At 65.1% G+C, this 23171-nt stretch carries 21 protein-coding genes; 18 read left to right on the top strand and 3 right to left on the bottom strand.

Annotation, left to right across the window (positions count from 1 at the left end; translation table 11 throughout):
* Positions 1-46: 46 nt before the first annotated feature.
* Together SO139_RS18635 and SO139_RS18630 are read left to right on the top strand one after the other, a co-directional pair.
* Complete coding sequence (locus tag SO139_RS18635; protein ID WP_449382825.1) at positions 47-907, top strand: 23S rRNA (adenine(2030)-N(6))-methyltransferase RlmJ; 861 nt, start codon at positions 47-49, stop codon at positions 905-907.
* A 251-nt stretch (positions 908-1158) separates the two neighbouring features.
* Positions 1159-1374: a cold-shock protein gene (locus SO139_RS18630; protein WP_027523068.1), complete on the top strand. Its 216-nt coding sequence runs from the start codon at positions 1159-1161 to the stop codon at positions 1372-1374.
* Positions 1375-1446: 72 nt separating this feature from the next.
* Here SO139_RS18630 and SO139_RS18625 read toward each other — a convergent pair whose 3' ends face one another.
* On the bottom strand, positions 1447-2070 hold the full coding sequence (locus tag SO139_RS18625; RefSeq protein ID WP_449382824.1) for an outer membrane protein: 624 nt from the start codon (positions 2068-2070) through the stop codon (positions 1447-1449).
* Between the two features lie 255 nt (positions 2071-2325).
* Here SO139_RS18625 and uvrC point away from each other — a divergent pair, with 255 nt between their 5' ends.
* From uvrC to SO139_RS18590, 7 genes are all read left to right on the top strand, one after another.
* A complete protein-coding gene (gene uvrC / locus SO139_RS18620) occupies positions 2326-4389 on the top strand; it encodes an excinuclease ABC subunit UvrC (RefSeq protein ID WP_449382823.1) in 2064 nt (687 codons plus the stop codon).
* Positions 4390-4484: 95 nt separating this feature from the next.
* Complete coding sequence (gene pgsA / locus SO139_RS18615) at positions 4485-5102, top strand: CDP-diacylglycerol--glycerol-3-phosphate 3-phosphatidyltransferase (protein WP_449382822.1); 618 nt, start codon at positions 4485-4487, stop codon at positions 5100-5102.
* Positions 5099-5350 (top strand): molybdopterin converting factor subunit 1, encoded by a 252-nt coding sequence (moaD, locus tag SO139_RS18610; protein WP_449382821.1) that lies wholly within the window; start codon positions 5099-5101, stop codon positions 5348-5350. The genes pgsA and moaD overlap by 4 nt, the downstream gene beginning before the upstream one ends.
* Before the next feature lie 110 nt (positions 5351-5460).
* Positions 5461-5928, top strand: coding sequence for a molybdenum cofactor biosynthesis protein MoaE (locus tag SO139_RS18605; protein WP_449382820.1), 468 nt, complete (start codon positions 5461-5463; stop codon positions 5926-5928).
* Positions 5928-6887, top strand: a complete 960-nt coding sequence (gene prmB / locus SO139_RS18600; protein WP_449382819.1) for a 50S ribosomal protein L3 N(5)-glutamine methyltransferase — start codon at positions 5928-5930, stop codon at positions 6885-6887. The genes SO139_RS18605 and prmB overlap by 1 nt, the downstream gene beginning before the upstream one ends.
* 86 nt (positions 6888-6973) lie before the next feature.
* On the top strand, positions 6974-7558 hold the full coding sequence (locus tag SO139_RS18595) for a phage holin family protein (RefSeq protein ID WP_449382818.1): 585 nt from the start codon (positions 6974-6976) through the stop codon (positions 7556-7558).
* On the top strand, positions 7558-8688 hold the full coding sequence (locus SO139_RS18590) for a YihY/virulence factor BrkB family protein (protein WP_449382835.1): 1131 nt from the start codon (positions 7558-7560) through the stop codon (positions 8686-8688). The genes SO139_RS18595 and SO139_RS18590 overlap by 1 nt, the downstream gene beginning before the upstream one ends.
* Before the next feature lie 50 nt (positions 8689-8738).
* On the opposite strand, the gene SO139_RS18585 is transcribed toward SO139_RS18590, so the two are convergent.
* Complete coding sequence (locus SO139_RS18585) at positions 8739-9581, bottom strand: class I SAM-dependent methyltransferase (RefSeq protein ID WP_449382817.1); 843 nt, start codon at positions 9579-9581, stop codon at positions 8739-8741.
* Between the two features lie 114 nt (positions 9582-9695).
* Between SO139_RS18585 and SO139_RS18580 the strand changes: the two genes are divergently transcribed.
* The 3 genes from SO139_RS18580 (at position 9696) to SO139_RS18570 (ending at position 13698) form a co-directional block, all read left to right on the top strand.
* Positions 9696-11252, top strand: coding sequence for a winged helix-turn-helix domain-containing protein (locus tag SO139_RS18580; protein WP_449382834.1), 1557 nt, complete (start codon positions 9696-9698; stop codon positions 11250-11252).
* Positions 11253-11394: 142 nt separating this feature from the next.
* Entirely contained in the window at positions 11395-12828 is a 1434-nt protein-coding gene (locus SO139_RS18575) for an EAL domain-containing protein (protein ID WP_474798315.1), read from the top strand.
* 15 nt (positions 12829-12843) lie between these two features.
* Positions 12844-13698: a TIGR01459 family HAD-type hydrolase gene (locus tag SO139_RS18570; protein WP_449382815.1), complete on the top strand. Its 855-nt coding sequence runs from the start codon at positions 12844-12846 to the stop codon at positions 13696-13698.
* 154 nt (positions 13699-13852) lie between these two features.
* Here the strand turns inward: SO139_RS18570 and SO139_RS18565 are convergent, their stop codons facing one another.
* Positions 13853-14248, bottom strand: coding sequence for a response regulator (locus SO139_RS18565; protein ID WP_008567674.1), 396 nt, complete (start codon positions 14246-14248; stop codon positions 13853-13855).
* 230 nt (positions 14249-14478) lie between these two features.
* Between SO139_RS18565 and SO139_RS18560 the strand changes: the two genes are divergently transcribed.
* The 6 genes from SO139_RS18560 to SO139_RS18535 all read left to right on the top strand — a co-directional run bounded on the left by SO139_RS18560 (position 14479) and on the right by SO139_RS18535 (position 23138).
* Positions 14479-15450 (top strand): bifunctional riboflavin kinase/FAD synthetase, encoded by a 972-nt coding sequence (locus SO139_RS18560; protein ID WP_449382814.1) that lies wholly within the window; start codon positions 14479-14481, stop codon positions 15448-15450.
* A 200-nt stretch (positions 15451-15650) separates the two neighbouring features.
* Complete coding sequence (gene ileS, locus SO139_RS18555; protein WP_449382813.1) at positions 15651-18650, top strand: isoleucine--tRNA ligase; 3000 nt, start codon at positions 15651-15653, stop codon at positions 18648-18650.
* Positions 18651-18859: 209 nt separating this feature from the next.
* Entirely contained in the window at positions 18860-19354 is a 495-nt protein-coding gene (gene lspA, locus SO139_RS18550; protein WP_449382812.1) for a signal peptidase II, read from the top strand.
* A gap of 96 nt (positions 19355-19450) precedes the next feature.
* A complete protein-coding gene (locus tag SO139_RS18545) occupies positions 19451-20188 on the top strand; it encodes a hypothetical protein (protein WP_449382811.1) in 738 nt (245 codons plus the stop codon).
* A gap of 194 nt (positions 20189-20382) precedes the next feature.
* Positions 20383-21774, top strand: coding sequence for a M16 family metallopeptidase (locus SO139_RS18540; protein WP_449382810.1), 1392 nt, complete (start codon positions 20383-20385; stop codon positions 21772-21774).
* On the top strand, positions 21771-23138 hold the full coding sequence (locus tag SO139_RS18535; protein ID WP_449382809.1) for a M16 family metallopeptidase: 1368 nt from the start codon (positions 21771-21773) through the stop codon (positions 23136-23138). The genes SO139_RS18540 and SO139_RS18535 overlap by 4 nt, the downstream gene beginning before the upstream one ends.
* The last annotated feature ends 33 nt before the right edge of the window (positions 23139-23171 follow it).

Raw genomic sequence — 23171 nt, 5'->3', positions numbered from 1 at the left:
CAGCGACGGCAGTTACTTTCACCGCCCGATGTCGTAACTGTCCGATATGAACTATCGCCACGCCTTCCACGCCGGCAGCTTTGCCGATGTCATCAAGCACATCGTGCTCGCGCGCATCCTGACTTACCTTCAGGACAAGCCGGCCGCGTTCCGCGTCATCGACACCCATGCCGGCGCCGGCCTCTACGATCTCAAAAGCGACGAGGCGCAGCGCGGCGGCGAGTGGCTGACCGGCATCGCCCGCGTCATGCAGGCACGCCTGTCCAACGAGGTTGCTGCACTCACAAAGCCCTATCTCGACATCGTCCGCGCCTTCAATCCGCGCGGCGAACTGAAGGCCTATCCTGGATCACCGCTGATCGCGCGTGGCCTTTTGCGGCCGCAGGATCGCCTCGTCGCCTGCGAGCTCGAGCCGAAGGCGCGCAAGGCGCTGATCGATGTGCTGCGCCGCGACACGCAGGCGCGCGTGGTCGATCTCGACGGCTGGGTCGCGCTGCCGGCTTTCGTACCGCCGAAGGAGCGACGCGGTCTGGTGCTGATCGACCCTCCCTTTGAGGCCAAGGACGAGTTCGAGCGGCTCGGAGAGGCCTTCTCGGAAGCGTTCGCCAAGTGGCCGACCGGCATCTATGTGATCTGGTATCCCGCCAAATCCAGGCGCGCCACCGACGCGCTCGCACAAGCGGTGGCGCAGGCCGCAGTCGCAGCCAAACCTCAAGGAAAATGCCTGCGGCTCGAATTCAGCGTCGCACCGCAAAGTACCGATGCACCACTCGCCACGACGGGGCTTTTGATCGTCAACCCACCCTTTACGCTGCAGGGCGAGCTCAAGACCATCCTGCCGGAGCTCGAAAAGCCGCTCGGCCAGGGCGGCGCGGCCCGTTTCCGCCTGGAGGTGCCGAAGCCCTAAAGTAGTACACCTATTGGGAAAACTATGCATGAACGGTAGTCAATCTGCAAAGAACCGTATTATGCTGTGCCCCGTGACTGGCTTTACGTTCCGCTTCCGCGAATGGTTGCGGCGGAGTGAAGGCCTAAGAAGGATCCAGGCGGACTCATTAAGCCCGCTCAAGGGTGGCCAGCTCCCGGGCGCGTAGGTCCGGTCATGCCGAGATGCGTGTCTGCATCGCGGCGGAGGAGCAATGCGGGGGAGGAGTCCCGATGGCCATGACGGGCACAGTTAAGTTTTTCAACGGCGAGCGCGGTTACGGCTTCATCAAGCCGGACGATGGCGGTCGCGACGTCTTCGTTCACATCACGGCGGTGGAGCGGGCGGGACTGAAAGACCTCACCGAAGGACAGCGTATCACTTTCGAAGTCGAGCCTGACAAGAAGGGCAAGGGACCCAAGGCGGTCAACCTGGTGATCCTTTCTTAGGCGAAGCCTGGCGCAAAAAAATCCCAGCCGCGAGGCCGGGAGTTTTAGGTCCGGTATTTTCTTCTTCAGCTATCAGAAGTGATAGTTCACGCCCGCGCGCACCACGCTGGCGCTATAGCCGTTCGACACGCCGGTGATCGCGAACTGGCTCGAGGACAGATCGAGGAAGAGATATTCGATCTTGGCGCTCCAGTTCTGCGCGATGCCGAACTCGGCGCCGACACCTGCGGTCCAGCCCACCGTGGTATGCGATTCCGTCCAGCCAAAAGTTTCCGCGCGCAACTCGCCGAAGGCAAGACCGGCGGTGCCGTAAAAAAGGATGTTGTTGAAGGCGTAGCCGGCGCGACCGCGTACGGTGCCGAACCAGGGATTGGAGAACTTCCATGGCGCGAACGTATCGTCGGCACCGGTCGCCTGGATATCACCTTCCACGCCGAACACCCACGGGCCGTTCTGAAAATTGTAGCCGGCCTGGATGCCGCCGACGAAGCCGGCCGGCTTCGCGGGATTGTTGCTCACCGAGCCCCATTCATAGCCGAGATTGGCGCCGAGATAGGGACCAGCCCAGCTATAGGCATTGAGCGGCTGGTTGACGGTATAGGGTGCACGCTGCCCGTAATTGAGATCGGCGGCCTCTGCCGAAGCGCTCCAGCCCGCGGCAACCAGAGCCGCAGCGCCCATAACGAGCCTCTTCATCACACTCTCCAACGCAACTGCCGCAAGGCCATCGCGGTCGGCCAGCGCCGCTGCGCAAGGCAAGACCGCATGGTTACGGAACCACGAACTTTTCGCGTAGGATTTATCGAGAGTTTTAAGTTAAAGGGTTGTTAAGCGCGGTTACCGCCCGCTTAGCAGTCTTAAGGAAGCGTTACCGGGAACACCGCTCGCGGTCCGCTTCGGCCAGGCCCGGTGAAACTTCAAATCGGCTCTCCCAGCGCCTAAATTCGCATCATGGATCACGATTCCTCCGACACCCCGGACACTGCACGCGCGCGCAAGGTGCGGCGCAGCGCAGCGCCGGACGACGTCCCGCCGCAGGAGCAGGCCGCGCCCGACGTCGATCCCGCGACGACCGGCGGCGACGACGAGGATGAGGCGCGGCTGCCGGACATCCTGGAAGAGACCGGCGCGGTCGGCGAAGGACCGCTTGCGACCGGACATGATGCGATCGAGCGCGCGGTGCGTCTCGCCCCCACCTCGGCGGGCGTCTATCGCATGCTCAATGCGAACAACGACGTGCTCTATGTCGGCAAGGCCAAGAACGTCAAAAAGCGCCTGTCCAACTACGCGCGCATCGGTGCGCCGCAGCCGGCGCGCATTTTGCGCATGATCGCGGCGACGGTCTCGGTCGAGATCGTCTCGACCACGACCGAAACCGAGGCGCTGCTGCTCGAGGCCAACCTCATCAAGCAGCTCCGGCCGCGCTTCAACGTGCAATTGCGCGACGACAAGTCGTTTCCCTATATCCTGATCACCGGCGATCATTGGGCGCCGCAGATCCTCAAGCACCGCGGCGCACAGACCCGGCCCGGGCGCTATTTCGGCCCGTTCGCCTCGGCCGGCGCCGTCAACCGCACCATCACCGCGCTGCAGCGCGCGTTCCTGATCCGCTCCTGCACCGATTCGTTTTTCGAAAGCCGCAGCCGGCCCTGCCTGTTGCACCAGATCCGCCGCTGCGCCGGCCCCTGCACCCGCGAGATCGACTTCCCGGGCTATGCGACGCTGGTGCGGGAAGCGACGGACTTCCTCTCCGGCAAGAGCCACGCGGTGAAGCAGGAGCTTGCGGGCGAGATGGAGAAGGCCTCGGGCGAGCTCGAATTCGAGCGTGCCGCACTCTATCGCGACCGTCTCGCCGCACTATCGGCGATCCAGTCGCAGCAGGGCATCAATCCGCGCACCGTGGAAGAAGCCGACGTGTTCGCGATCCACCAGGAGGGCGGTTTCTCCTGCGTCGAGGTGTTCTTCTTCCGCACCGGGCAGAACTGGGGCAACCGGGCCTATTTCCCGCGCGCGGAGAAGACGTTCACGCCGGAGGAGGTGCTGGGCTCGTTCCTCGCCCAGTTCTACGACGACAAGCCACCGCCGAAGGTCATCCTGCTCTCGCATGAGATCGAGGAAAGCGAGCTGCTTGCCAACGCGCTATCGATCAAGGCCGGCCACAAGGTCGAAGTCTCGATGCCGAAGCGCGGCGAGAAGAAGGAGCTCGTCACCCACGCGCTGACCAATGCGCGGGAAGCGCTGGGGCGGAAGCTCGCCGACACGGCGACGCAGGGCCGCCTGCTCGAGGCGATGGCCGCGACCCTTACCCTGCCCCATCCGCCCAAACGCATCGAGGTCTACGACAACAGCCATATCCAGGGCACCAATGCGGTCGGCGCCATGATCGTCGCGGGGCCCGACGGCTTCGTGAAGAACCAGTACCGCAAGTTCAATATCAAGTCGGAAGGGCTCACCCCCGGCGACGACTATGCGATGATGCGGGAAGTCCTGCAGCGCCGCTTCAAGCGGCTGCTCAGCCCGCCCGACGAAACCGCGAAGGTCAAGGACGACGACTTCCCGCAATGGCCCGACCTCGTGATCATCGACGGTGGCCGCGGCCAGCTCAACGCTGTCAGCGAGATCTTCGAGGGCCTCGGGCTCACCCAGGTATCACTGATGTCGGTTGCCAAGGGGCCGGACCGCGATGCCGGCCGCGAGACTCTGTTCATGCCGGACCGCGAGGCGATCAAGCTCGAGCCGCGCGATCCCGTGCTCTATTTCATTCAGAGGTTGCGGGACGAGGCCCACCGCTTCGTGATCGGCTCGCACCGCAAGCTGCGCAAGAAGGACATCCGCGAGGCGGGTCTGCAGGAGATCCCGGGCATCGGCCCGTCACGCAAACGTGCCTTGCTGCATCATTTCGGAACCCTGAAGGAGATCGAGCGGGCGTCGATCGCCGATCTCGGCAAGGTTCCGGGGGTGAGCGCGGAAAGCGCCCGCAAGATTTTCGAGTATTTCCATCCCCAGCCGGGGTGAACTAAAGGGGACCAGCAGTCATATGGTCGTCGTCTCTGCACCTCATTGAGGCAGGGACGATTGACCTTGATGCGGCAGCGGTATTGGTAGAACGAATGAACATCGCCACGACACGGGGGGCCACCAAGAGCTCGATGTCCCTTCCGAACATCCTGACCTACGCCCGGATCGCCGCGATCCCGGTGGTGGTGGGCTGCATCTACGCCCAGTCGATCATGGACGGGCCGCTGTGGCTGCGCTGGGTAGCGGTTGCCATCTTCATCGCGGCAGGGGTGACAGATTACCTCGACGGCTATTACGCGCGGATCTGGAACCAGCAGTCAGCCTTCGGCCGGATGCTCGACCCGATCGCCGACAAGCTCCTGGTCGCCTCGTGCCTTCTGATGCTGGCGGCCGACGGCATCATCCATGGCTGGTCGCTGTGGGCCGCCATCGTGATCCTGTGCCGCGAGATCCTGGTGTCGGGCCTGCGCGAATATCTGGCGGCGCTGCGCGTCAGCGTGCCCGTAACCAAGCTCGCCAAATGGAAGACGACGGTTCAGCTCGTTGCGATCGGCTTCCTGCTTGCGGGCGAGGCCGGCGACCAGGTGGTGCCGGTGGTGACCCAGATCGGCCTGCTCCTGCTGTGGGCGTCGGCGCTGCTCACCATGTACACCGGTTACGATTATTTCCGTGCCGGTATTCATCACCTCATCAAGGAGGATGAGGGATGAAGGTGAAGTATTTCGCCTGGGTGCGCGAGCGCATCGGCAAGGCGGAGGAGACGATCGAGCCGCCGCCCAGCGTGCGCACGATCGAGGAGCTGATCGCCTGGCTCTCCGGCCGGAGCGAAGCCTATGCCTACGCGTTCGAGAAGCCGAAAGTGATTCGCGCCGCGATCGACCACGCCCACGTCAAGCCGAACGCTGTGATCGCCGGCGCCCGCGAGATCGCGTTCTTCCCGCCGATGACCGGCGGCTAGGTGGCGTCGTTGAGACAGCTCGCGCACGAACTCGGTTCACCTCTTCCTATCACCCGCGCCTTCGCGGCCTCTCCCCATGGGAGAGGTTTGACGCCTTCGACGCTGCAAGCATGACCGGCCCCGTCACCATCCGCATCCAGCAAGACGATTTCGACGTCGCGCGCGAGATCGCCGCGCTGACGAACGGTCGCACCGACATCGGTGCGGTCGTGAGCTTCTCCGGCATCTGTCGCGGTGACGAGGACAGCGCGAAGATTTCGGCGCTGACGCTGGAACATTATCCGGGCATGGCGGAAGAGGAGATCAAGCGCCACGTCGACGAGGCCATTGCGCGCTGGCCGCTCGACGGCGTCACCGTGATCCATCGCGTCGGCCGGATCACGCCCGGCGCAAACATCGTGCTGGTGGTGACTGCCTCGCAGCATCGCCAGGCGGCATTCCAGGCGGCCGAGTTTTTGATGGATTACCTGAAAACCAGCGCGCCGTTCTGGAAGAAGGAAGAAAGCGCAACCGGCACCGGCTGGGTCGAGGCCAATACCCGCGACGATCAGGCCGCCGCACGCTGGACCAAATCCTGATGGCAAAAGCATCCAAGAAGACCACGCGCGGCCGCGCCGCACCAAAGCTTGCGAAGGTCGGCGCCGGCGAGCTCCTGACGCTGCTCGATTTCGTCCGCTATGCGGTGAGCCGCTTCGTCGAAACCAAGCTCGCCTTCGCGCATGGCACGACGGATCCGGTGGCGGAAGCCGCTTTCCTGGTTTGCGAGGCACTGCACCTCAATCCCGAGCAGTTCGAGATCTTCGCCAATGCCCGCGTTACCGCGGCCGAGGGCAAGTCCATCCTTGCGTTGATCGACACGCGCGTCAGCACGCGCAAGCCGGCCGCCTATCTCGTCAACAAGATCTACATGCGCGGCCTGCCCTTCTACGTCGACGAGCGCGTGATCGTGCCGCGCTCCTTCATTGGGGAGCTCCTGGATTCGCATCTCGGCGGTGACGGCGAGGTCGGCTCGCTGATCGACGACCCGGTCGCTGTGGAGCGCGTGCTCGATCTCTGCACGGGCTCCGGCTGCCTTGCGATCCTCGCTGCGCAGCACTTCCCGAATGCGCAAGTCGATGCCGTCGACATCTCCAAAGGGGCGATCGAGGTTGCCGCGCGCAATGTCGCCGACTACGGTCTCGAAGACCGCGTCACACTCCATCGCGGCGACCTGTTCGCGCCGCTCGGCAACGCGCGCTACGACCTGATCATCTCCAACCCGCCTTACGTCGACGCAGAAGGGATGGCGTCACTGCCGCCGGAATGCCGCGCCGAGCCGAAGCTCGCCTTCGATGGCGGCGCCGACGGGCTCGACGTCGTGCGCCGCATCCTGCACGACGCACCTCGCTACCTCACGCCCGAGGGTGGATTGCTATGCGAGATCGGCCGCGGCCGCGAGCGGATCGATGAGGCGTTCCCCGAACTGCCGCTGCTCTGGCTCGACACCGAAGACTCCGAGGGCGAGGTGTTCTGGATCGCGGCCGCCGATCTCGGCTGACGCGAGCGGTTGCCGGAACAAGTCAAACGCCTCCACGTTCATCCACCAACAAAGCTATCAGCCGCGGCCGCTGGAGGATGTTTCGCATGCTTGCGCCATCGGGCGAATTGCTGCGCGCCGGAATGGCGCTCAAGCTCAACCACCTCAAGCGCGCCACCCGGTCGTATTTACGCGACCGAACCAGTCAGGCCACCGGCAAGGCGACGTCCTATGCGGTCGCCGCCGGCCTCTTCGCCGTCGCTGGCCTGTTCGTCATCGCCGCCTTCTTCGTCGGGCTGATGGCGCTGTTCCGCTGGGTCGAGCTTACATTCGGAATGTTCTGGGCCTTCGGCGCCGTCGGCGTCGTGCTCCTGGTGCTGGCGGCGGTCTGTGCCGGCGTCGCAATGGCCCAGGTCAAGCGCCGGCCCAAAACGGTGGTGCCGCTTGCAAGCCGGCTGCGGGTTGCGATTGCCACGCCCCGGATTCCGCGCGGAACGGTCAAGGAGGCCATGAAGGAGGTCGCGACCACGATCCCACTGGTGCCACTCGCGCCGGGCGAAAAGGGCCATCGCAACGGCGGTTCGCCAGCCCGCGGCAACCGCCCGGTGCAGCTCGGCCTGATGCTCGCAGCCATCGGGCTGTTGGTGACCGCGGCGCGCCGGAGGCGCCGCAGCCATCGATTGGACGCATGATGCTGCCGCGGCGCTCCCAGCAGCTCGACGACTGGCTGCTTGTCGCCGCCACGACGGTATTGGTGCTGACGGCGGAACGGTACTTTCAGGGCTACGTCTCGCCGCGATCCGCAGATCTCGATGACCGCCGCAATGCAGAAGGCAACTCACCCGAAACCCATCCCGCTCGCGCCGCTTTGCAGGGCGGCCATGGCCGCCGGTCCGAAAGCCCGTTTGGGATCCCCGTTGCCGGCTGGAAGGACATCCTCTGGCGCACCTACCAACGCATCGACGAGGATCGCTTGCTCGCAACCGCAGGCGGCGTGGTCTTCTTCGGACTGCTTGCCATTTTTCCCGCCGTTACCGCATTCGTCTCCTTCTATGGGCTGTTCGCCAACCCCTCGACGATCAGCGCCAACCTCCAGACCCTCGCGATGATGTTGCCCGAAGGCACATTCCAGATCATCGAAGACCAGATCGGACGGGTGGTATCGAAGGGTAACACGGCGCTTGGCGCCACCTTCCTGTTCGGCCTCGTGCTCGCGATCTGGAGCGCCAATGCCGGCGTCAAATCCATCATCGACGCGCTCAACGTCGCCTATGAGGAACGCGAGAAGCGCAGCTTCATCCGGCTCAATCTGGTGTCGCTGGCTTTCACGGTCGGCAGCATTGCCGCGCTCCTGCTGATGGTCGGCGCCGTGGTCGCCTTCCCGCTCGCGCTGAACCATCTCGGCCTCGCTCCGGAGAGCAAGCTGATCGTCGCGATGGCGCGATGGCCGCTGCTGTTCGTCATCCTGCTGGTGGCGCTTGCCATCCTCTACCGCTTCGCGCCCAGCCGCGACGCCGCGCGCTGGGAATGGCTCAGCATCGGCGCGGTGACGGCATCCGTCCTGTGGATCGCCGGCTCGGCGCTGCTCTCCTGGTATCTCTCGGAATTCGCCAATTACAACGCCACCTACGGCTCGCTGGGAGCCGCGATCGGGTTGATGATGTGGATGTGGATGTCCGCCATCGTCATCATGTTCGGGGCCGAGCTGAACTCGGAGATCGAGCGGCAGACCTTGCGGGATACGACGACGGGCAAGCCCAAGCCGCTCGGCAGCCGGGAAGCCGTCTCGGCCGATACGGTCGGCGCAGCCGCGCCATCCTAGTCGCGTGATCAGGCCGGATGTGCTCCGGCCCGATCAAATCTTTTCCGCGCTTAGCGCTTCGTAATCACCGCTTCCAGATATTCGCTGTGCACGACCACCGTGCCGTCAGCGGCGTGGTTGAACTCACCGACGAGGCCCAGGAGATCGCGGCGCAGTGCCGCCTGGCCGTTGTCGTCGAGCGCGGCGAATGCCTTCAGCATGGGCCCATAGAACGACTTGAAAACGTCGAGCCAGTGCTCGGGCGAACGGTAGCGGAACACGAACATTCGCGGCTCGGCGACGATCTCCGAGGCTTGGCCGCCGAACATCTCTTCGAGCCGGGCCTTCGTGCCCCACAGCGCCGGCGATTTCACCCCGGCCGGCGGCGGCAGGTGCTTGCCGAGCGTCTTGAAGAGCTGCCCGATAAAACCCTGCGGCGTCCAGTTGGCGAGCCCGATCTTGCCGCCTGGCCGGCACACTCGCGCAAGCTCGGAAGCCGCCTTGTCCTGATTGGGCGTGAACATGACGCCGAAGGTCGAAAGCACCGCGTCGAACGAGGCATCTGCGAACGGCAGCGCCTCGGCGTCCGCCTCACCGAATGTAACGGTCAGCCGCTCGGCCGCCGCGCGCTCGCGGCCGCGCTCGAGCAGCGCCGGCACGTAATCGGTCGAGGTGACATCGCACCAGCGGCGGGCGGCGGCAAGCGTCGCGTTGCCGTTGCCGGCGGCAACGTCGAGCACCTTGCTGCCGGCGCGCAGGTCGAGCGCCTCGCAGAGCTGCTCGCCGACGATCTGCAAGGTGGTGCCAACGACGGCATAGTCGCCGGACGACCAGGCGCCGTGCTGGCGCTGCTTGAGCGCGGCGAGGTCCGGCTGGGCGGCGGCGGGCTTGCTGAGTGCTGCGGCTGTCGACATGGCAATTTCCTCCGGTTGAAGATGCCGGGACGATAGAGCGCAGACCCGTGACTGGCTTTGAGAGTGCCGTTATTTTACGTTGAGAGCGCCTTGATTTCTGAGCGGGAGCCGGGCGTGGCGTTCCAGTTCGAGGTTTTTTCGCTGGATCCCGAGCGCCGGGAGTTGCGGCGCGCGGACAGCCTCGTCGCGCTCGAGCCGCAGGTGTTCGATCTCCTGATCCATCTGATCCGCAACCGCGACCGCGTGGTGACGCGCGACAATCTGCTCGATGCGGTGTGGAACGGGCGCGTTGTCTCGGACTCCACGCTCGCGAGCCGCATCAACGCGGCACGGCGCGCGATCAACGACACCGGCGAGGAGCAACGGCTGATCCGCACCGTGGCGCGCAAGGGCGTGCGCTTCGTCGGTGACGTCGTCGAAACGAGCAAGGCTGACGCTTCGGCGGCGCCAGCCGGGCGGAAGCAGCCATCCGCCCAGCCGCTGCCAGACCGGCCGGCAATCGCCGTGCTGCCGTTCACCAATATGAGCGGCGATGCCGAGCAGGAGTATTTTTCCGACGGCATCAGCGAGGACATCATCACGGCGCTGTCGAAGCTGCGCTGGTTCTTCGTGATCGCGCGTAACTCCTCCTTCATTTACAAGGGCCGGACGGTTCACCTTCGGCAGGTCGCGGACGAGCTTGGCGTCCGCTACGTCGTCGAAGGGAGCGTGCGCAAGGGCGGCGACCGCGTGCGCATCACTGCGCAGCTCAACGACGTCGCGACCGGCAGCCATCTCTGGGCGGAACGCTACGATCGCGAGCTCGCCGACGTGTTCGCGGTGCAGGACGAGATCACGGAAGCCATCGTCGCCGCGATCGAGCCGCAGCTCTACGCGGCGGAGAATTTTCGCACCCAGCACAAACCACCCGACAGCATGGATGCGTGGGACCTGCTGATGCGCGCACTCTCGCACTACTGGCGCGTGACGCGGCAGGACCACGTGCTCGCGCAGGCCCTGCTGGAGAAGGCCATCGCGCTCGACCCGAACTATGGCAAGGCGCTGGGCCTGCTCGGAACCAGCTACATGTTCACGGCCCATATGGGCTGGATGGACATGGCCGCCGCGATGCCGATCGCCGAGCGCGCCGCACTCGTCGCGATCCGGGCCGACGACGAGGATCCCTGGGCGCACAACGCGCTCGGTCACGTCCATCTGTTTGCACGACGTTTCGAGGATTCGCTCGCCGAATTCGAAACCGCGTTGCGGCTTAATCCGAGCTTCGCGCTGGCGCAGGGCTATTACGGGCTGGCGCTCAGCTATTGCGGTCGCTGGCAGGATGCCGACGAGGCGGCCCGCCGCGCCATCCGCCTCAGCCCGCGCGATCCCTATGCGCCGGTCTATTTCGGCATCGAGGCCTATGCCCGCTTCCTCGGCGGCGATTATGAGGAGGCGATCCGGCTCGCGCATGAGGCCTTGCGACAGCGCAGCGACTTCGTCGGCGCGCACAGGGTGCTGACCTCGGCGGCCGGCATGGCCGGGCACGCCGACCTTGCCCGCTCCGCACTGCAGGAGCTGCGCAGGGCCCAGCCGAACGTCTCGCTCGCCTGGATCGCCGAGTTCATGCCGATCCAGCTCGCGACCGACCGCGACCGCTACCTGGAAGGCTTTCGCCGCGCCGGTCTCACCTAGAGCGCGACCACGGCCTATCCCCGCGAATCAACAATGATGCTAAGGTCACTCTCGCTTGGGGGGCGTTTAACAAGAGCGTGCCAGGGACGTGCCCGTGTTTTCCCGGGTGGGGCAGTCAGCACTTGAGGGCGTAGCGCGCGGCATGATTCGCATTTCGACGATCTTCATCGCCATCTGTATGGTGCTGGTCGCAGCCTCGCTCGGCCTCGTCCTGCATTCGGTGGCCGGCATCAGCGGAACTGAGTCCGCGATCGTGGCGCTGACCGCGCTGACCTTCCTGATCCTGTACAACGCGGTCTCGATGCGGCTGCGCGACCGCAGCGACGTCGGCGGCCAGATCGCCGATCTGTCGCGCGGCACCGCCGATCTCGCCCGTCAGGTCGCCGAATTCGGCCGCCGGCTCGCAGCGGTCGAGGGACGCGTCGCGTCCGCCAATTCCACCAACGCGGACCGCGTCCAGTCGGTGGTCGGCGAGATCAGCGAGCTCGGCGGCCTGGTCAAGCAGCTTGCCGCCACCGTGGCGACGCATGAGGACCTGCTGGCGACGGCCTTGCCCGCTTCCGCCACGCAGCCGGAAACCGAAACTGCCGCGCATGAGTTGTTGGCTGCTCCCGAACCTCGGCCAGCCGCGCCGCGGCCGGTTCCACCGGCACCGCCGAGCGCGCCCGTCGCGCCCGCCACCGCCCGCAACCAGACGCAACTGCTCGCGACGCTGCGCAGCGCGATCGACGAGAACCGCATCGACATTTTCCTCCAGCCGATGGTGACGCTGCCGCAGCGCAAGGTCCGCTTCTACGAGGCGGTGACGCGGGTGCGCGACGAGCGCGACCAGCTCATCGCCGCCGAGGAGTTCATCAGCATCGCGGAAGCCTCGGGGCTCATCGGGCGCATCGACAACATGGTGATGCTGCGCTGTGTGCAGGTGCTGCGCCGGCTGATGGTGCGCAACAAGGACGTCGGCGTGTTCTGCAACGTCGCCGCCTCCACGCTCGGCAATTCCACCACCTTTGCGCAATGCCTCGACTTCCTCGAAGCCAACCGGGCGCTCGCGCCCTCGCTGGTGCTCGAGTTCAAGCAGTCGACGTTCCGCAACCTCGGCCCCGCCGAGACCGAGAACCTGGCAGCGCTCGCCCAGCGCGGCTTCCGCTTCTCGATCGACCACGTTACTGACCTGCGCATCGAGCCGCGCGAGCTCGCCGACCGCGGCGTGCGCTTCATCAAGGTGCCGGCCGCGCTGCTGCTCGATCCCAAGCAGGCCTCGACCTCGGACATCCATCCGTCCGACCTCTCCGACCTGCTCGGCCGCTTCGGCATCGACCTCATCGCCGAGCGGATCGAGGGCGAGCGCGCGGTGGTTGACTTGCTCGACTATGATGTGCGGTTCGGCCAGGGTTTCCTGTTCGCGCCGCCCCGGCCATTGCGGCCGGAAGGTGCATCTGCTACCGCCGGAGCCGCGCCGGACCAGGCGCAGCAACAGGTATCCAATGGCTCCGCCCTGTCCAGCTCAGGCGAACCGGCTTCCGTGCCGCCGTCACAGCGCATCACCGGTAATGCCGCGCTCGCGCGCCGCATCTGACCGGCCGTCCGCGTCATGACCACGCTGCATTTCGTCGAGAGCCTTCGCGAGCTCGTCGTGGGCGTTGACGTCGTCCTCAGCGACATCTGGGGCGTGGTCCATAATGGGCTCGAGTCCTTTCCCGAAGCCTGCGAGGCGCTGCACAATTTCCGGCAGCAGGGCGGTACGGTCGTCCTGATCACCAACGCGCCTCGACCAGCGGATTCGGTGCAGCGACAGTTGCGCAAGCTCGGCGTTGCCGACGAGACCTATGACGCCATCGTCTCCTCGGGCGATCTGACGCGGCTCTATGTCGCCGATCATCCCGGTCGAAAATTGTTCTGGCTTGGCCCCGAGCGCGACAGCTCGATCCATCGCGGGCTCGACGCGGTGCTCGCGCCACTGGAGGACGCCGACTACATCGTCTGCACCGGCCTCTATGATGACGAGACCGAGTCGGCGGAGGATTATCGGGGCATGATGCTGAAGGCGCGCGAGCGCAAGCTCGTGCTGGTCTGCGCCAACCCCGATATTGTCGTCGAGCGCGGCGACCGGCTGATCTATTGCGCCGGCGCCATCGCCGAGCTCTACCGCGAACTCGGCGGCGAGGTGATCTTCTACGGCAAGCCGCACCGGCCGATCTACGAGCGCGCGATGGCGCTCGCCGGCGAGCGCCAGGGCCACCAGATCGATCGCAAGAAGGTCTTGGCGATCGGCGATTCCGTGCGCACCGACTTGACGGGCGCGCGCGAGTTCGGCATCGACTGCCTGTTCGTCACCCGCGGTATCCATTCCGAGGAGTTCGAGGGCCTCGACCAGCTCGATCCGGCATCGGTGCTGGAGCTGTTTGGCCATCCGCCGAAGGCGCTGATGCGCGAATTGAAGTGGTAAATGCATGACCGTCATTCCGGGGCGCCTGAAGGGCGAACCCGGAATCTCGAGATTCCGGGCTCGATGCTACGCATCGCCCCGGAATGACGGTGCCCAAAGCAAAGGCCCGGGCGAGCCCGGGCCTGCGAATTCACCTGATAGTTCGTAGCGCGCCCTACGCGCTGGCCATGTCCGGGAAGACCGCTTCGATCTTGGTCTTCAGCGTCGCCGCGTTGAACGGCTTGACGATATAGTTGTTCACGCCGGCCTTCTTGGCCGCGATCACGTTCTCGGTCTTGGATTCCGCCGTGATCATGATGAAAGGCGTGGTGGCGAGGTTGGGATCGGCCCGCACTTCGCGCAGGAGGTCGTAGCCCGTCATCGGCTCCATGTTCCAGTCGGAAATCACGAGCCCGTACTTCTTGCCGCGCATCTTGTTCAGCGCCGCCGAGCCGTCGCTGGCGTCGTCGATATTCTCGAAGCCAAGCTGCTTCAGCAGATTCCGAATGATGCGGATCATGGTGCTGTAGTCATCCACCACCAGAACCGGCATCGACAAATCAACCGCCATCTCGACTCCCCCAAACGCAACAGGAAAATATTAACGATCGAACTGCCAGGCCCGACGCCCCACAGTTCCATGTCAAAGGACTAGCACCAAGGCGTTAAACAGCGCGTTAATCGGCTATCGCCGGAGAGCCCCGAAATGTCGTGCAATGCGGCCGCATCCCCCGCTTGACTTCGCCTGGCGCGTCACGTCACGGTCCCGGGCCGATCCGCCTGCCCCAGAGAATTCCCCTGATGGCTCCGCATTTTACTGTTATCCGCGATTCCACGCCGGTTCATGCAATTCCAAGGGGGGCCGTGGTCGCCATGGGCAATTTCGACGGCGTTCATCTCGGCCATCGGGCGGTGATTGCGGCTGCGCTGGAGATGGGCCGGACGCACAACCGGCCGGCATTGGCGCTGACGTTCGAGCCGCATCCGCGACGGTTTTTCAGCCCCAATACCCCGCAATTCCGCCTCACGGATGAGCGAGCCAAGCTGCGGCTCCTGGCCGGCACCGGGCTTGCCGGGGCCGTGGTCATGACCTTCGACAAGACCCGCGCCGGGACATCAGCACAGGATTTCATTCACCATGACCTGATCGGGCGGCTCGGGGTCAGCGGGATCGCGGTCGGCTACGACTTTCATTTCGGCAAGGGCCGGGTCGGCTCGCCGAGCCTGCTGGTCAATGAGGCGCCCCGGCTCGGTATCGAGGTCGACGTCCAGCCGCATGTCGATATCGACGAGCGGCCGGTCTCCTCCAGCGCGATCCGCACCGCGCTCGCCGAAGGCCAGCTCATTGAGGCCACGACCATGCTGGGCGCGCCCTGGTTCGTGACCGGCAAGGTCATCCACGGCGAGAAGCGCGGCCGCGACCTCGGCTATCCCACCGCCAATATCCGCCTCGACGCCAATTGCGCCCTCAAGCACGGCATCTACGCGGTCCGGGTCGGTCGCGGGGCCGAGCGGCTGGAGGGGGTCGCAAGCTTCGGCCGGCGTCCGACATTCGATAATGGCGCGCCGCTGCTGGAAATCTTCCTGTTCGACTTCAAGGGCGACCTCTACGGGCAAGAGCTCGATTGCGCGTTCGTCGGCTTCATTCGCGAGGAACTGAAGTTCGACGGAATCGAGCCACTGATCCGCCAGATGGACGAGGACTCTGCCCGCGCGAGGGCCCTGCTGGCGGCCGCCCCCGACGCCTTCCCGGAGCTGGGAAGCATCGACTGAGGCCCCAAAACGGGGCCCATCCCGGCCCTTTGCGATTTGGCCGCCCGGCTGCTATGGAGAGCCCATGTTTGCGCGGCGCATCATAGGGATTAGCGGCCCGGCTTCCGTCTGAGCTTTGGCTCGGCGCAAGACCGGGATTTCGTCGTTTCACCCCGCGATCGTGATCGCATTCCTCCGCGCCCTTCCGAGCCAGATCATTCATGTCCGAAAAGCCGCAAAAGTCCGAAGCCAAAGACTATTCAAAAACCCTGTTCCTGCCGCAGACGGAATTCCCGATGCGCGCCGGCCTGCCGCAGCGCGAGCCGGAGATCCTCAAGCGCTGGTACGAGATCGGCCTCTACGAGAAGCTGCGCGAGACCGCGAAGGGCCGCGACAAGTTCGTGCTGCATGACGGCCCGCCCTATGCCAACGGCAACATCCACATCGGCACGGCGCTGAACAAGATCCTCAAGGATCTCGTCACCAAGAGCGAGCAGATGCTCGGGTTCGATTCCAACTACGTGCCCGGCTGGGACTGCCACGGCCTGCCGATCGAGTGGAAGGTCGAGGAGGAGCATTATCGCAAGAAGGGCAAGCAGAAGCCCGATTTTCGCGACTCGGCGGCGATGGTCGACTTCCGCAAAGAATGCCGCGCCTATGCGACGCACTGGCTCAACGTGCAGCGCGAAGAATTCAAGCGTCTCGGCGTGATCGGCGACTGGGCCCACCCCTACGCCACCATGAGCTATCCGGCGGAAGCCCAGATCGCGCGTGAATTGATGAAGTTCGCCGCCAACGGCACGCTCTATCGCGGCTCCAAGCCGGTGATGTGGAGTGTGGTCGAGAAGACCGCGCTTGCGGAGGCCGAGGTCGAGTATGAGGACTACACCTCGGACATGGTGTGGGTGAAATTCCCGGTCGCCTCGCCCGCGCATGGCGCGCTCGCCTCCGCAAGCGTCGTGATCTGGACCACCACGCCCTGGACGTTGCCCGGCAACCGCGCCATCTCGTTCTCGCCGAAGATCGCCTACGGCCTCTTTGAGGTCACGGACGCGCCCGCCGGCAATTGGGCCAAGACTGGCGACCACCTGATCCTTGGGGACGCACTCGCGGATGAAGTGTTCAAGCAGGCGCGCGTGACCGCCTTCAAGAAAGTCCGCGACATCCCTGGCGACACGATGGACGCGATCGAGTGCGCCCACCCGTTGAAGGGGCTTGGCGGCGGCTACGAATTCACCGTGCCGCTCTTGCCCGGCGATCACGTCACCGACGACACCGGCACCGGCTTCGTGCACACGGCGCCGAGCCACGGCCGCGAGGACTTTGACGTCTGGACGGCGAACACGCGCGAGCTGGATGCGCGCGGCATCCCGACCGCGATCCCCTACACCGTCGACGAGAACGGCGCCTACACCGACCATGCGCCGGGCTTTACCGGCAAGCGCGTCATCAACGACAAGGGCGAGAAGGGTGACGCCAACGACGCCGTGATCAAGGCGCTGGTTGACGCCGGCAAGCTGCTCGCGCGCGGCCGGCTCAAGCATCAATATCCGCATTCCTGGCGCTCCAAGAAGCCGGTGATCTTCCGCAACACGCCGCAATGGTTCATCGCGATGGATAAGGACATCGCGACCGGCGGCAACGCGAAGTCCGGCGACACGCTGCGCGCCCGCGCGCTGCACGCGATCTCGGTGACGCAATGGGTGCCGCCGTCGGGCGAGAACCGCATCAACGGCATGATCGAGGCGCGCCCCGACTGGGTGATCTCGCGCCAGCGCGCCTGGGGCGTGCCGATCGCGGTGTTCGTCCGCGAGAAGGGAGACGGCTCGGCCGAGATTCTTCAGGACGAGGCCGTCAACACGCGCATCGGCGACGCCTTCGAGAAGGAAGGCGCGGATGCGTGGTACATGGACGGCGCCCGCGAGCGTTTCCTCGGGAGCCGTGCCAATGAGGACTGGAAGAAGGTCGACGACATCCTCGATGTCTGGTTCGATTCAGGCTCGACGCATGCCTTCGTGCTGGAAGATCCCGTGCACTTCCCGGGCCTTGCCGGCATCACGCGCAAGGTCGACGGCGGCACGGACACGGTGATGTATCTCGAGGGCTCGGACCAGCATCGCGGCTGGTTCCACTCCTCGCTGCTCGAGAGCTGCGGCACCCGCGGACGCGCGCCCTACGATATCGTGCTGACTCACGGCTTCACCCAGGCCGAGGACGGCCGCAAGATGTCGAAGTCACTCGGCAACACGATCGAGCCGCAGGCCGTCATCAAGGAGTCCGGCGCCGACATCCTCCGGCTCTGGGTAGCGTCCTGCGACTACACCGACGACCAGCGCATCGGTCCGGAGATCCTCAAGAACACGGTCGAAACCTACCGCAAGCTGCGCAATACCATCCGCTGGATGCTCGGCACGCTGCATCACTACAAGCCAGCCGACGCGGTCGCGCCGGCCGATATGCCCGAGCTCGAGCGGCTGATGCTGCACGAGCTCGCGGTCCGCGCTGATGTGATCCGCAAGGCCTATGAAGCCTTCGACTTCAAGAGTGTGGTCGCGACGCTGTCGGCGTTCCTGAACAGCGAGCTGTCGGCGTTCTATTTCGACATCCGCAAGGATACGCTCTATTGCGATCCACCCTCATCGCTCACGCGCAAGGCGGCGCTGACCACGATCGATACGCTCTGCAACGCGATCCTGAAATGGCTGGCGCCGGTCCTGAGCTTCACCGCCGAGGAGGCATGGCGCATGTACCGGCCGGACGCCGAGCCCTCGGTGCATCTGACGCTGTTCCCCGAAGGTCTCGAAAACTTCCGCGACGACGAGCTCGCCGCGAAGTGGGAGACCATCCGCAACGTGCGCCGCGTCGTCACCGGCGCGCTGGAGCTCGAGCGCGCGGCCAAGAATATCGGCTCGTCGCTCGAAGCATCACCGGTGATCTATATCGCTGACCGAAACACGCAGATGACGCTGTTCGACGTCGATATCGCCGAGGTCTGCATCACCTCGAATTACGAGGTGCGCGAGGGCGAGGCGCCGACGGCTGCGTTCCGTCTCGATGCCGTTCCCGGCGTTGCGGTCGTGGTCGAGAAGGCGGTCGGCACCAAATGCGCCCGCTCCTGGAAGATCCTGCCGACAGTCGGCGAGGACGCGGACTATCCCGACGTCACCCCGCGCGATGCCAAGGCCCTGCGCGAGTGGAAGGCGTTGGGGATAAGCATCTAGTTTAGGTCTCACCGTCGTCCTGGCCTTGTGCGCAATTGCGCACTGGAGCCAGGACCCATTACCACCGCTGTCAGATGCGAACCAAGGTCGATGGCCCCTAGTCTTTTCACCAACCGCCGCCCGGGGTTATCGCGACGAGCCCAAGGCGCTCGCGCGGGGGTCCTGGCTTTCGCCAGGACGACGGCGGAGAACGTGGCGGCTGCTTTGCCATGACCCCTCTCCGCGCCGGCATTCTGTCCGCCGTGATTTCGCTCGTGCTGGACCAGGCCTCGAAACTCTGGCTGCTCGACGTGTTCGACCTCGACCGCCGCGGCGGGCTGAGGTTGACGTCGTTCTTCGACCTCATGCCGGCCTGGAACAAGGGCATCAGCTATGGCTGGCTGCAGACCGAAGCCGCGGCCGGGCAGATCGCGCTGATGGCAGTCAAGGCCGTCGCGGTGGTTCTGCTGGCGGTGTGGATGACCCGCGCGCAGACCCGACTGGCAACGGTGGCACTTGGGCTGATTATCGGCGGCGCCATCGGCAATGCCATCGATCGTCTGGCCTATGGCGCAGTGTTCGATTTCGCGCTGTTTCACATCGAAATCGCCGGAAATACCTACAATTGGTACGTGTTTAACCTCGCGGACGTGGCCATCGTTGCTGGGGTGGCGGCCCTATTGTATGATTCCTTCCTGGGGGTACCCGCCGCAAAAGCGCCCTGATCCCGGCCGATACGGGCCCGGACGGTGGAACCTTGCTTGCGAGGGCAGGCCCGCGCTGCGCGCGGCGATCGATTACGAAACAGAACAGGTACAGCGATGCGCGAAAGCGAGCCGAAAGGTTGGATGATGCGAAGCCCGAGGCACGGGCTGTTGCGCTCGCTGAAGCTCACTGCCGTCGCACTCGGCATTGGTCTCGTGATGACGGCCGGCGCAGCCCGCGCCGGCGATGACGACGAGGAAGACGACCGGACGTTCGAGGAAAAGCTCATCGACAACCTGATGACCGGCCTTGGCGCTCAGGGCGGCCGCAGCTTGGAGAAGCCCGGCATCGAATACCGCGAGCGTTCGCCGCTGGTGGTCCCGCCCAAGCTCGACCTGCCGCCGCCAGCGTCGTCGGCCGATGCGAGCGCGCCGAACTGGCCCAAGGACCCCGACGAAAAGCGCCGCAAGGAGCTTGCTGCCGCAAGAAAGAAATCCGGCACCAAATTCCAGCAGCCGTGGGAAGCCGCCCGACCGCTGACGCCAGCCGAGATGAATGCGGCCAAGACGAACGGCCCCACCCGTACCACCAGCAACGAACCGGGCCAGCCCAGTCAGAACAATCCGACCCTGAGTCCGGCCCAGCTCGGCTACACCGGCGGCCTGTTCAAACTCTTCAAGGGCAGCAGCAACGAAACCGCGGAATTCAAGTCTGAGCCGCCGCGGGGATCCCTGACCGAGCCGCCCGCCGGTTACCAGACGCCCTCGCCGAATTACGCCTATGGTTCCGGGGGACCGGACAAAACCAAGAAGACGTATTACGACGTGCAAAGCGGCAAGGAAAAAGAGCAATAGCGCTCTTACCGCCTTTTCGTGCTCGTGAGGAACTGCCGCAATCGTCCGGTGTAGGCCGGATGCGGCACATGACTTATCTTTAACTTCACGATGACGGCGTTCTCTGCTTCGTGACGCAAAGCGCTAGGTCGCACGGTGTAGCATGCCGTGCTTTGCACCCGGGCATTTGGGTCCGGGCTTTCACAAGGATTGTGATGTCCTCATACCGATCGGCTGCCTGCCTCCTCGCCGCGTTGCTTTCGACTTGTGCTCTTTCAACCGGCGGGGCATTTGCCCAGACAACGGTAACATCCGCACCACCCAGCAGCTTCACGCTCGGCAACGGCCTCCAGGTCGTGGTGATTCCCGACCACCGCACGCCCGTGGTCACGGAGATGATCTGGTACAAGGTCGGCTCGGCCGACGAGACGCCCGGCAAATCGGGGCTCGCCCATTTCCTCGAGCACCTGATGTTCAAGGGCACGGAGAAACATCCGGTCGGCGAATTCTCTCAAACCGTGCTGCGCGTCGGCGGCAACGAGAACGCCTCCACCTCCGTCGACTACACCAACTACTATCAGCGCGTTCCGCGCGAGCAGCTACCGACCATGATGGAGTTCGAAGCCGATCGCATGACCGGGCTCGTGCTCAAGGACGAGAACGTGCTGCCCGAGCGCGACGTCGTGCTCGAGGAATACAACATGCGTGTTGCCAACAGTCCCGAGGCGCGGCTGAACGAGCAGGTCATGGCCGCGCTCTATCTCAACCATCCCTACGGCCGGCCAGTGATCGGCTGGCACCAGGAGATCGAGAAGCTCAATCGCGAGGATGCGCTGGCGTTCTACCGCCGCTTCTATGCGCCGAACAACGCGATCCTGGTGATCGCCGGCGACGTCGAGGTCGCCGACGTGCGCCCGCTGGTCGAGCGCAATTTCGGCCCGATCCCGGCACAGCCCGCGATCCCCGCACAACGCATCCGTCCGCAGGAGCCGGAGCCGGCCGCCCCGCGCACCGTCACGCTGTCCGATCCGCGCGTCGAGCAGCCCGGCGTGCGCCGCTATTACCTCGTGCCGTCGGCAACCACGGCGGCGGCCGGCGAGAGCGCTGCGCTCGACGTGCTTGCGCAACTGATGGGCAGCGGCAGCAACTCCTACCTCTACCGCGCGCTCGTCGTCGACAAACCGCTCGCGGTCTCGGCCAGCGCCAGCTATTCGAGCACCTCGCTCGACCCGAGCCAGTTCGCGATCTCGGCCTCGCCCAGACAGGGCGTCAGCTTCGCTGAGGTCGAGCAGGTGATCGACGGCGTGATCGCCGACATCGTGCAGAACCCGATCCGGCCTGAGGATCTCGAGCGGGTCAAGACCCAGCTCATTGCCGAGGCGATCTACGCCCAGGACAATCAGGCGGTGCTGGCGCGCTGGTATGGCGGCGCGCTGACCACGGGTCTGTCCATCGAGGACATCCGCAGCTGGCCGGATCGCATCCGCGCCGTCACCGCCGAACAGGTGCGCGCCGCCGCGCAAAAGTGGCTCGAGAAGAAGCGCTCGGTCACCGGCTACCTGATCAAGGACACCACCACCGCCAAGCGCGAGGAGAAGCGTTCGTGACCTATCCCTTCCTTCGTGGCATCGCGCTCTCCGTCGTCACCTCGGTGACGCTCTCTTTGGCGTCCATCTCGCCGTCGCAGGCCGCGGCCAAGATCCAGCACTTGACCTCGCCAGGCGGTATCGAAGCCTGGTTCGTGCAGGACGCGACGGTGCCGCTGATCGCCATGGAGTATTCCTTTGCTGGCGGTGCGTCGCAGGACCCCAAGGACAAGCCGGGCGTCGCCAACCTCGTCGGCGACCTCCTCGACGAAGGCTCCGGCGATCTCGATTCCAAGACCTTCCACGAGCGGCTCGACCGCCGCGCCATCGAGCTCTCCTTCAACGCCAGCCGCGACACGTTCCGCGGCAGCCTGCGCATGCTCCGCGACAACAAGGATGAGGCTTTCGACCTGTTGCGGATGGCGCTGACCTCGCCGCACTTCGACACCGCCGACGTCGAGCGCATCCGTTCGCAGGTCATCTCGGGCCTGCGCCGCGACACCACCAATCCGACCGCGCTCGCCAGCCGCAAGTTCCTGGAGATCGCCTACGGCGATCATCCCTACGGGCGGCAGACCAGCGGCACGCTGGAGAGCGTGCCGACCATCACGGTTGCCGACATGAAGGACTATGTCGGCCGCATCCTCGCCAGGGACACGCTGAAGGTCGCCGTCGTCGGCGACGTCGACCCGGCAACGCTCGGCAAGCTGCTCGACAAGACCTTTGGCAGCCTGCCGGCCAAGGCGAACCTCACCCCGGTCGCCGACGTCGAGCCAGCCGCGCCGCCGCAGCGCGCCTTCGTGCCACTCGACGTGCCGCAGACCGTGATCACCTTCGGCGGCCCGGGCGTGAAGCGCAGCGATCCGAACTTCATGGCCGCCTACGTCGTCAACCACATCCTGGGCGGCGGCGGATTGTCCTCCCGGCTCTATCGCGAGGTACGCGAGAAGCGCGGGCTCGCCTATTCGGTGTTTGAATCGCTGTTGTGGATGGAGCACTCGGCCGTGTTCATCGGCAACACCGGCACGCGCGCCGACCGCGCCGGCGACACCATTGACGCCATCGAGAAGGAGGTGCGCCGCATCGCCGAGGAGGGGCCGACGCAGAAGGAGCTCGACGAGGCCAAGTCCTACCTCAAGGGCTCGCAGATGCTGGCGCTCGACACCTCCTCCAAGCTCGCCCAGGCGCTGCTGCAATATCAGCAGGACAAGCTGCCGATCGACTACATCGAGAAGCGCAATGCCATCGTCGATGCCGTGACACTGGATGATGCCAAGCGGGCCGCCAAGCGGCTGTGGGGCCAGGGTCTTCTGACCGTCATCGTCGGCCGCGCGCCCCAGGCGGCCGCGCAGCCCGCCGCAGCGACCGCGCCGAAGTCGAACTGACCCTGCGATCTTCGCATGGAATGGCCGGGCTTG

Source organism: Bradyrhizobium sp. UFLA05-89 (assembly GCF_059803475.1).
This window is presented reverse-complemented; position numbering and strand designations above follow the sequence as displayed.

Coding starts and splice junctions, on each gene's coding strand:
- SO139_RS18635 (WP_449382825.1), top strand. CDS start 47: ATGAACTATCGCCACGCCTTCCACGCCGGCAGCTTTGCCGATGTCATC.
- SO139_RS18630 (WP_027523068.1), top strand. CDS start 1,159: ATGGCCATGACGGGCACAGTTAAGTTTTTCAACGGCGAGCGCGGTTAC.
- SO139_RS18625 (WP_449382824.1), bottom strand. CDS start 2,070: ATGAAGAGGCTCGTTATGGGCGCTGCGGCTCTGGTTGCCGCGGGCTGG.
- uvrC (WP_449382823.1), top strand. CDS start 2,326: ATGGATCACGATTCCTCCGACACCCCGGACACTGCACGCGCGCGCAAG.
- pgsA (WP_449382822.1), top strand. CDS start 4,485: ATGAACATCGCCACGACACGGGGGGCCACCAAGAGCTCGATGTCCCTT.
- moaD (WP_449382821.1), top strand. CDS start 5,099: ATGAAGGTGAAGTATTTCGCCTGGGTGCGCGAGCGCATCGGCAAGGCG.
- SO139_RS18605 (WP_449382820.1), top strand. CDS start 5,461: ATGACCGGCCCCGTCACCATCCGCATCCAGCAAGACGATTTCGACGTC.
- prmB (WP_449382819.1), top strand. CDS start 5,928: ATGGCAAAAGCATCCAAGAAGACCACGCGCGGCCGCGCCGCACCAAAG.
- SO139_RS18595 (WP_449382818.1), top strand. CDS start 6,974: ATGCTTGCGCCATCGGGCGAATTGCTGCGCGCCGGAATGGCGCTCAAG.
- SO139_RS18590 (WP_449382835.1), top strand. CDS start 7,558: ATGCTGCCGCGGCGCTCCCAGCAGCTCGACGACTGGCTGCTTGTCGCC.
- SO139_RS18585 (WP_449382817.1), bottom strand. CDS start 9,581: ATGTCGACAGCCGCAGCACTCAGCAAGCCCGCCGCCGCCCAGCCGGAC.
- SO139_RS18575 (WP_474798315.1), top strand. CDS start 11,395: ATGATTCGCATTTCGACGATCTTCATCGCCATCTGTATGGTGCTGGTC.
- SO139_RS18570 (WP_449382815.1), top strand. CDS start 12,844: ATGACCACGCTGCATTTCGTCGAGAGCCTTCGCGAGCTCGTCGTGGGC.
- SO139_RS18565 (WP_008567674.1), bottom strand. CDS start 14,248: ATGGCGGTTGATTTGTCGATGCCGGTTCTGGTGGTGGATGACTACAGC.
- SO139_RS18560 (WP_449382814.1), top strand. CDS start 14,479: ATGGCTCCGCATTTTACTGTTATCCGCGATTCCACGCCGGTTCATGCA.
- ileS (WP_449382813.1), top strand. CDS start 15,651: ATGTCCGAAAAGCCGCAAAAGTCCGAAGCCAAAGACTATTCAAAAACC.
- lspA (WP_449382812.1), top strand. CDS start 18,860: ATGACCCCTCTCCGCGCCGGCATTCTGTCCGCCGTGATTTCGCTCGTG.
- SO139_RS18545 (WP_449382811.1), top strand. CDS start 19,451: ATGCGCGAAAGCGAGCCGAAAGGTTGGATGATGCGAAGCCCGAGGCAC.
- SO139_RS18540 (WP_449382810.1), top strand. CDS start 20,383: ATGTCCTCATACCGATCGGCTGCCTGCCTCCTCGCCGCGTTGCTTTCG.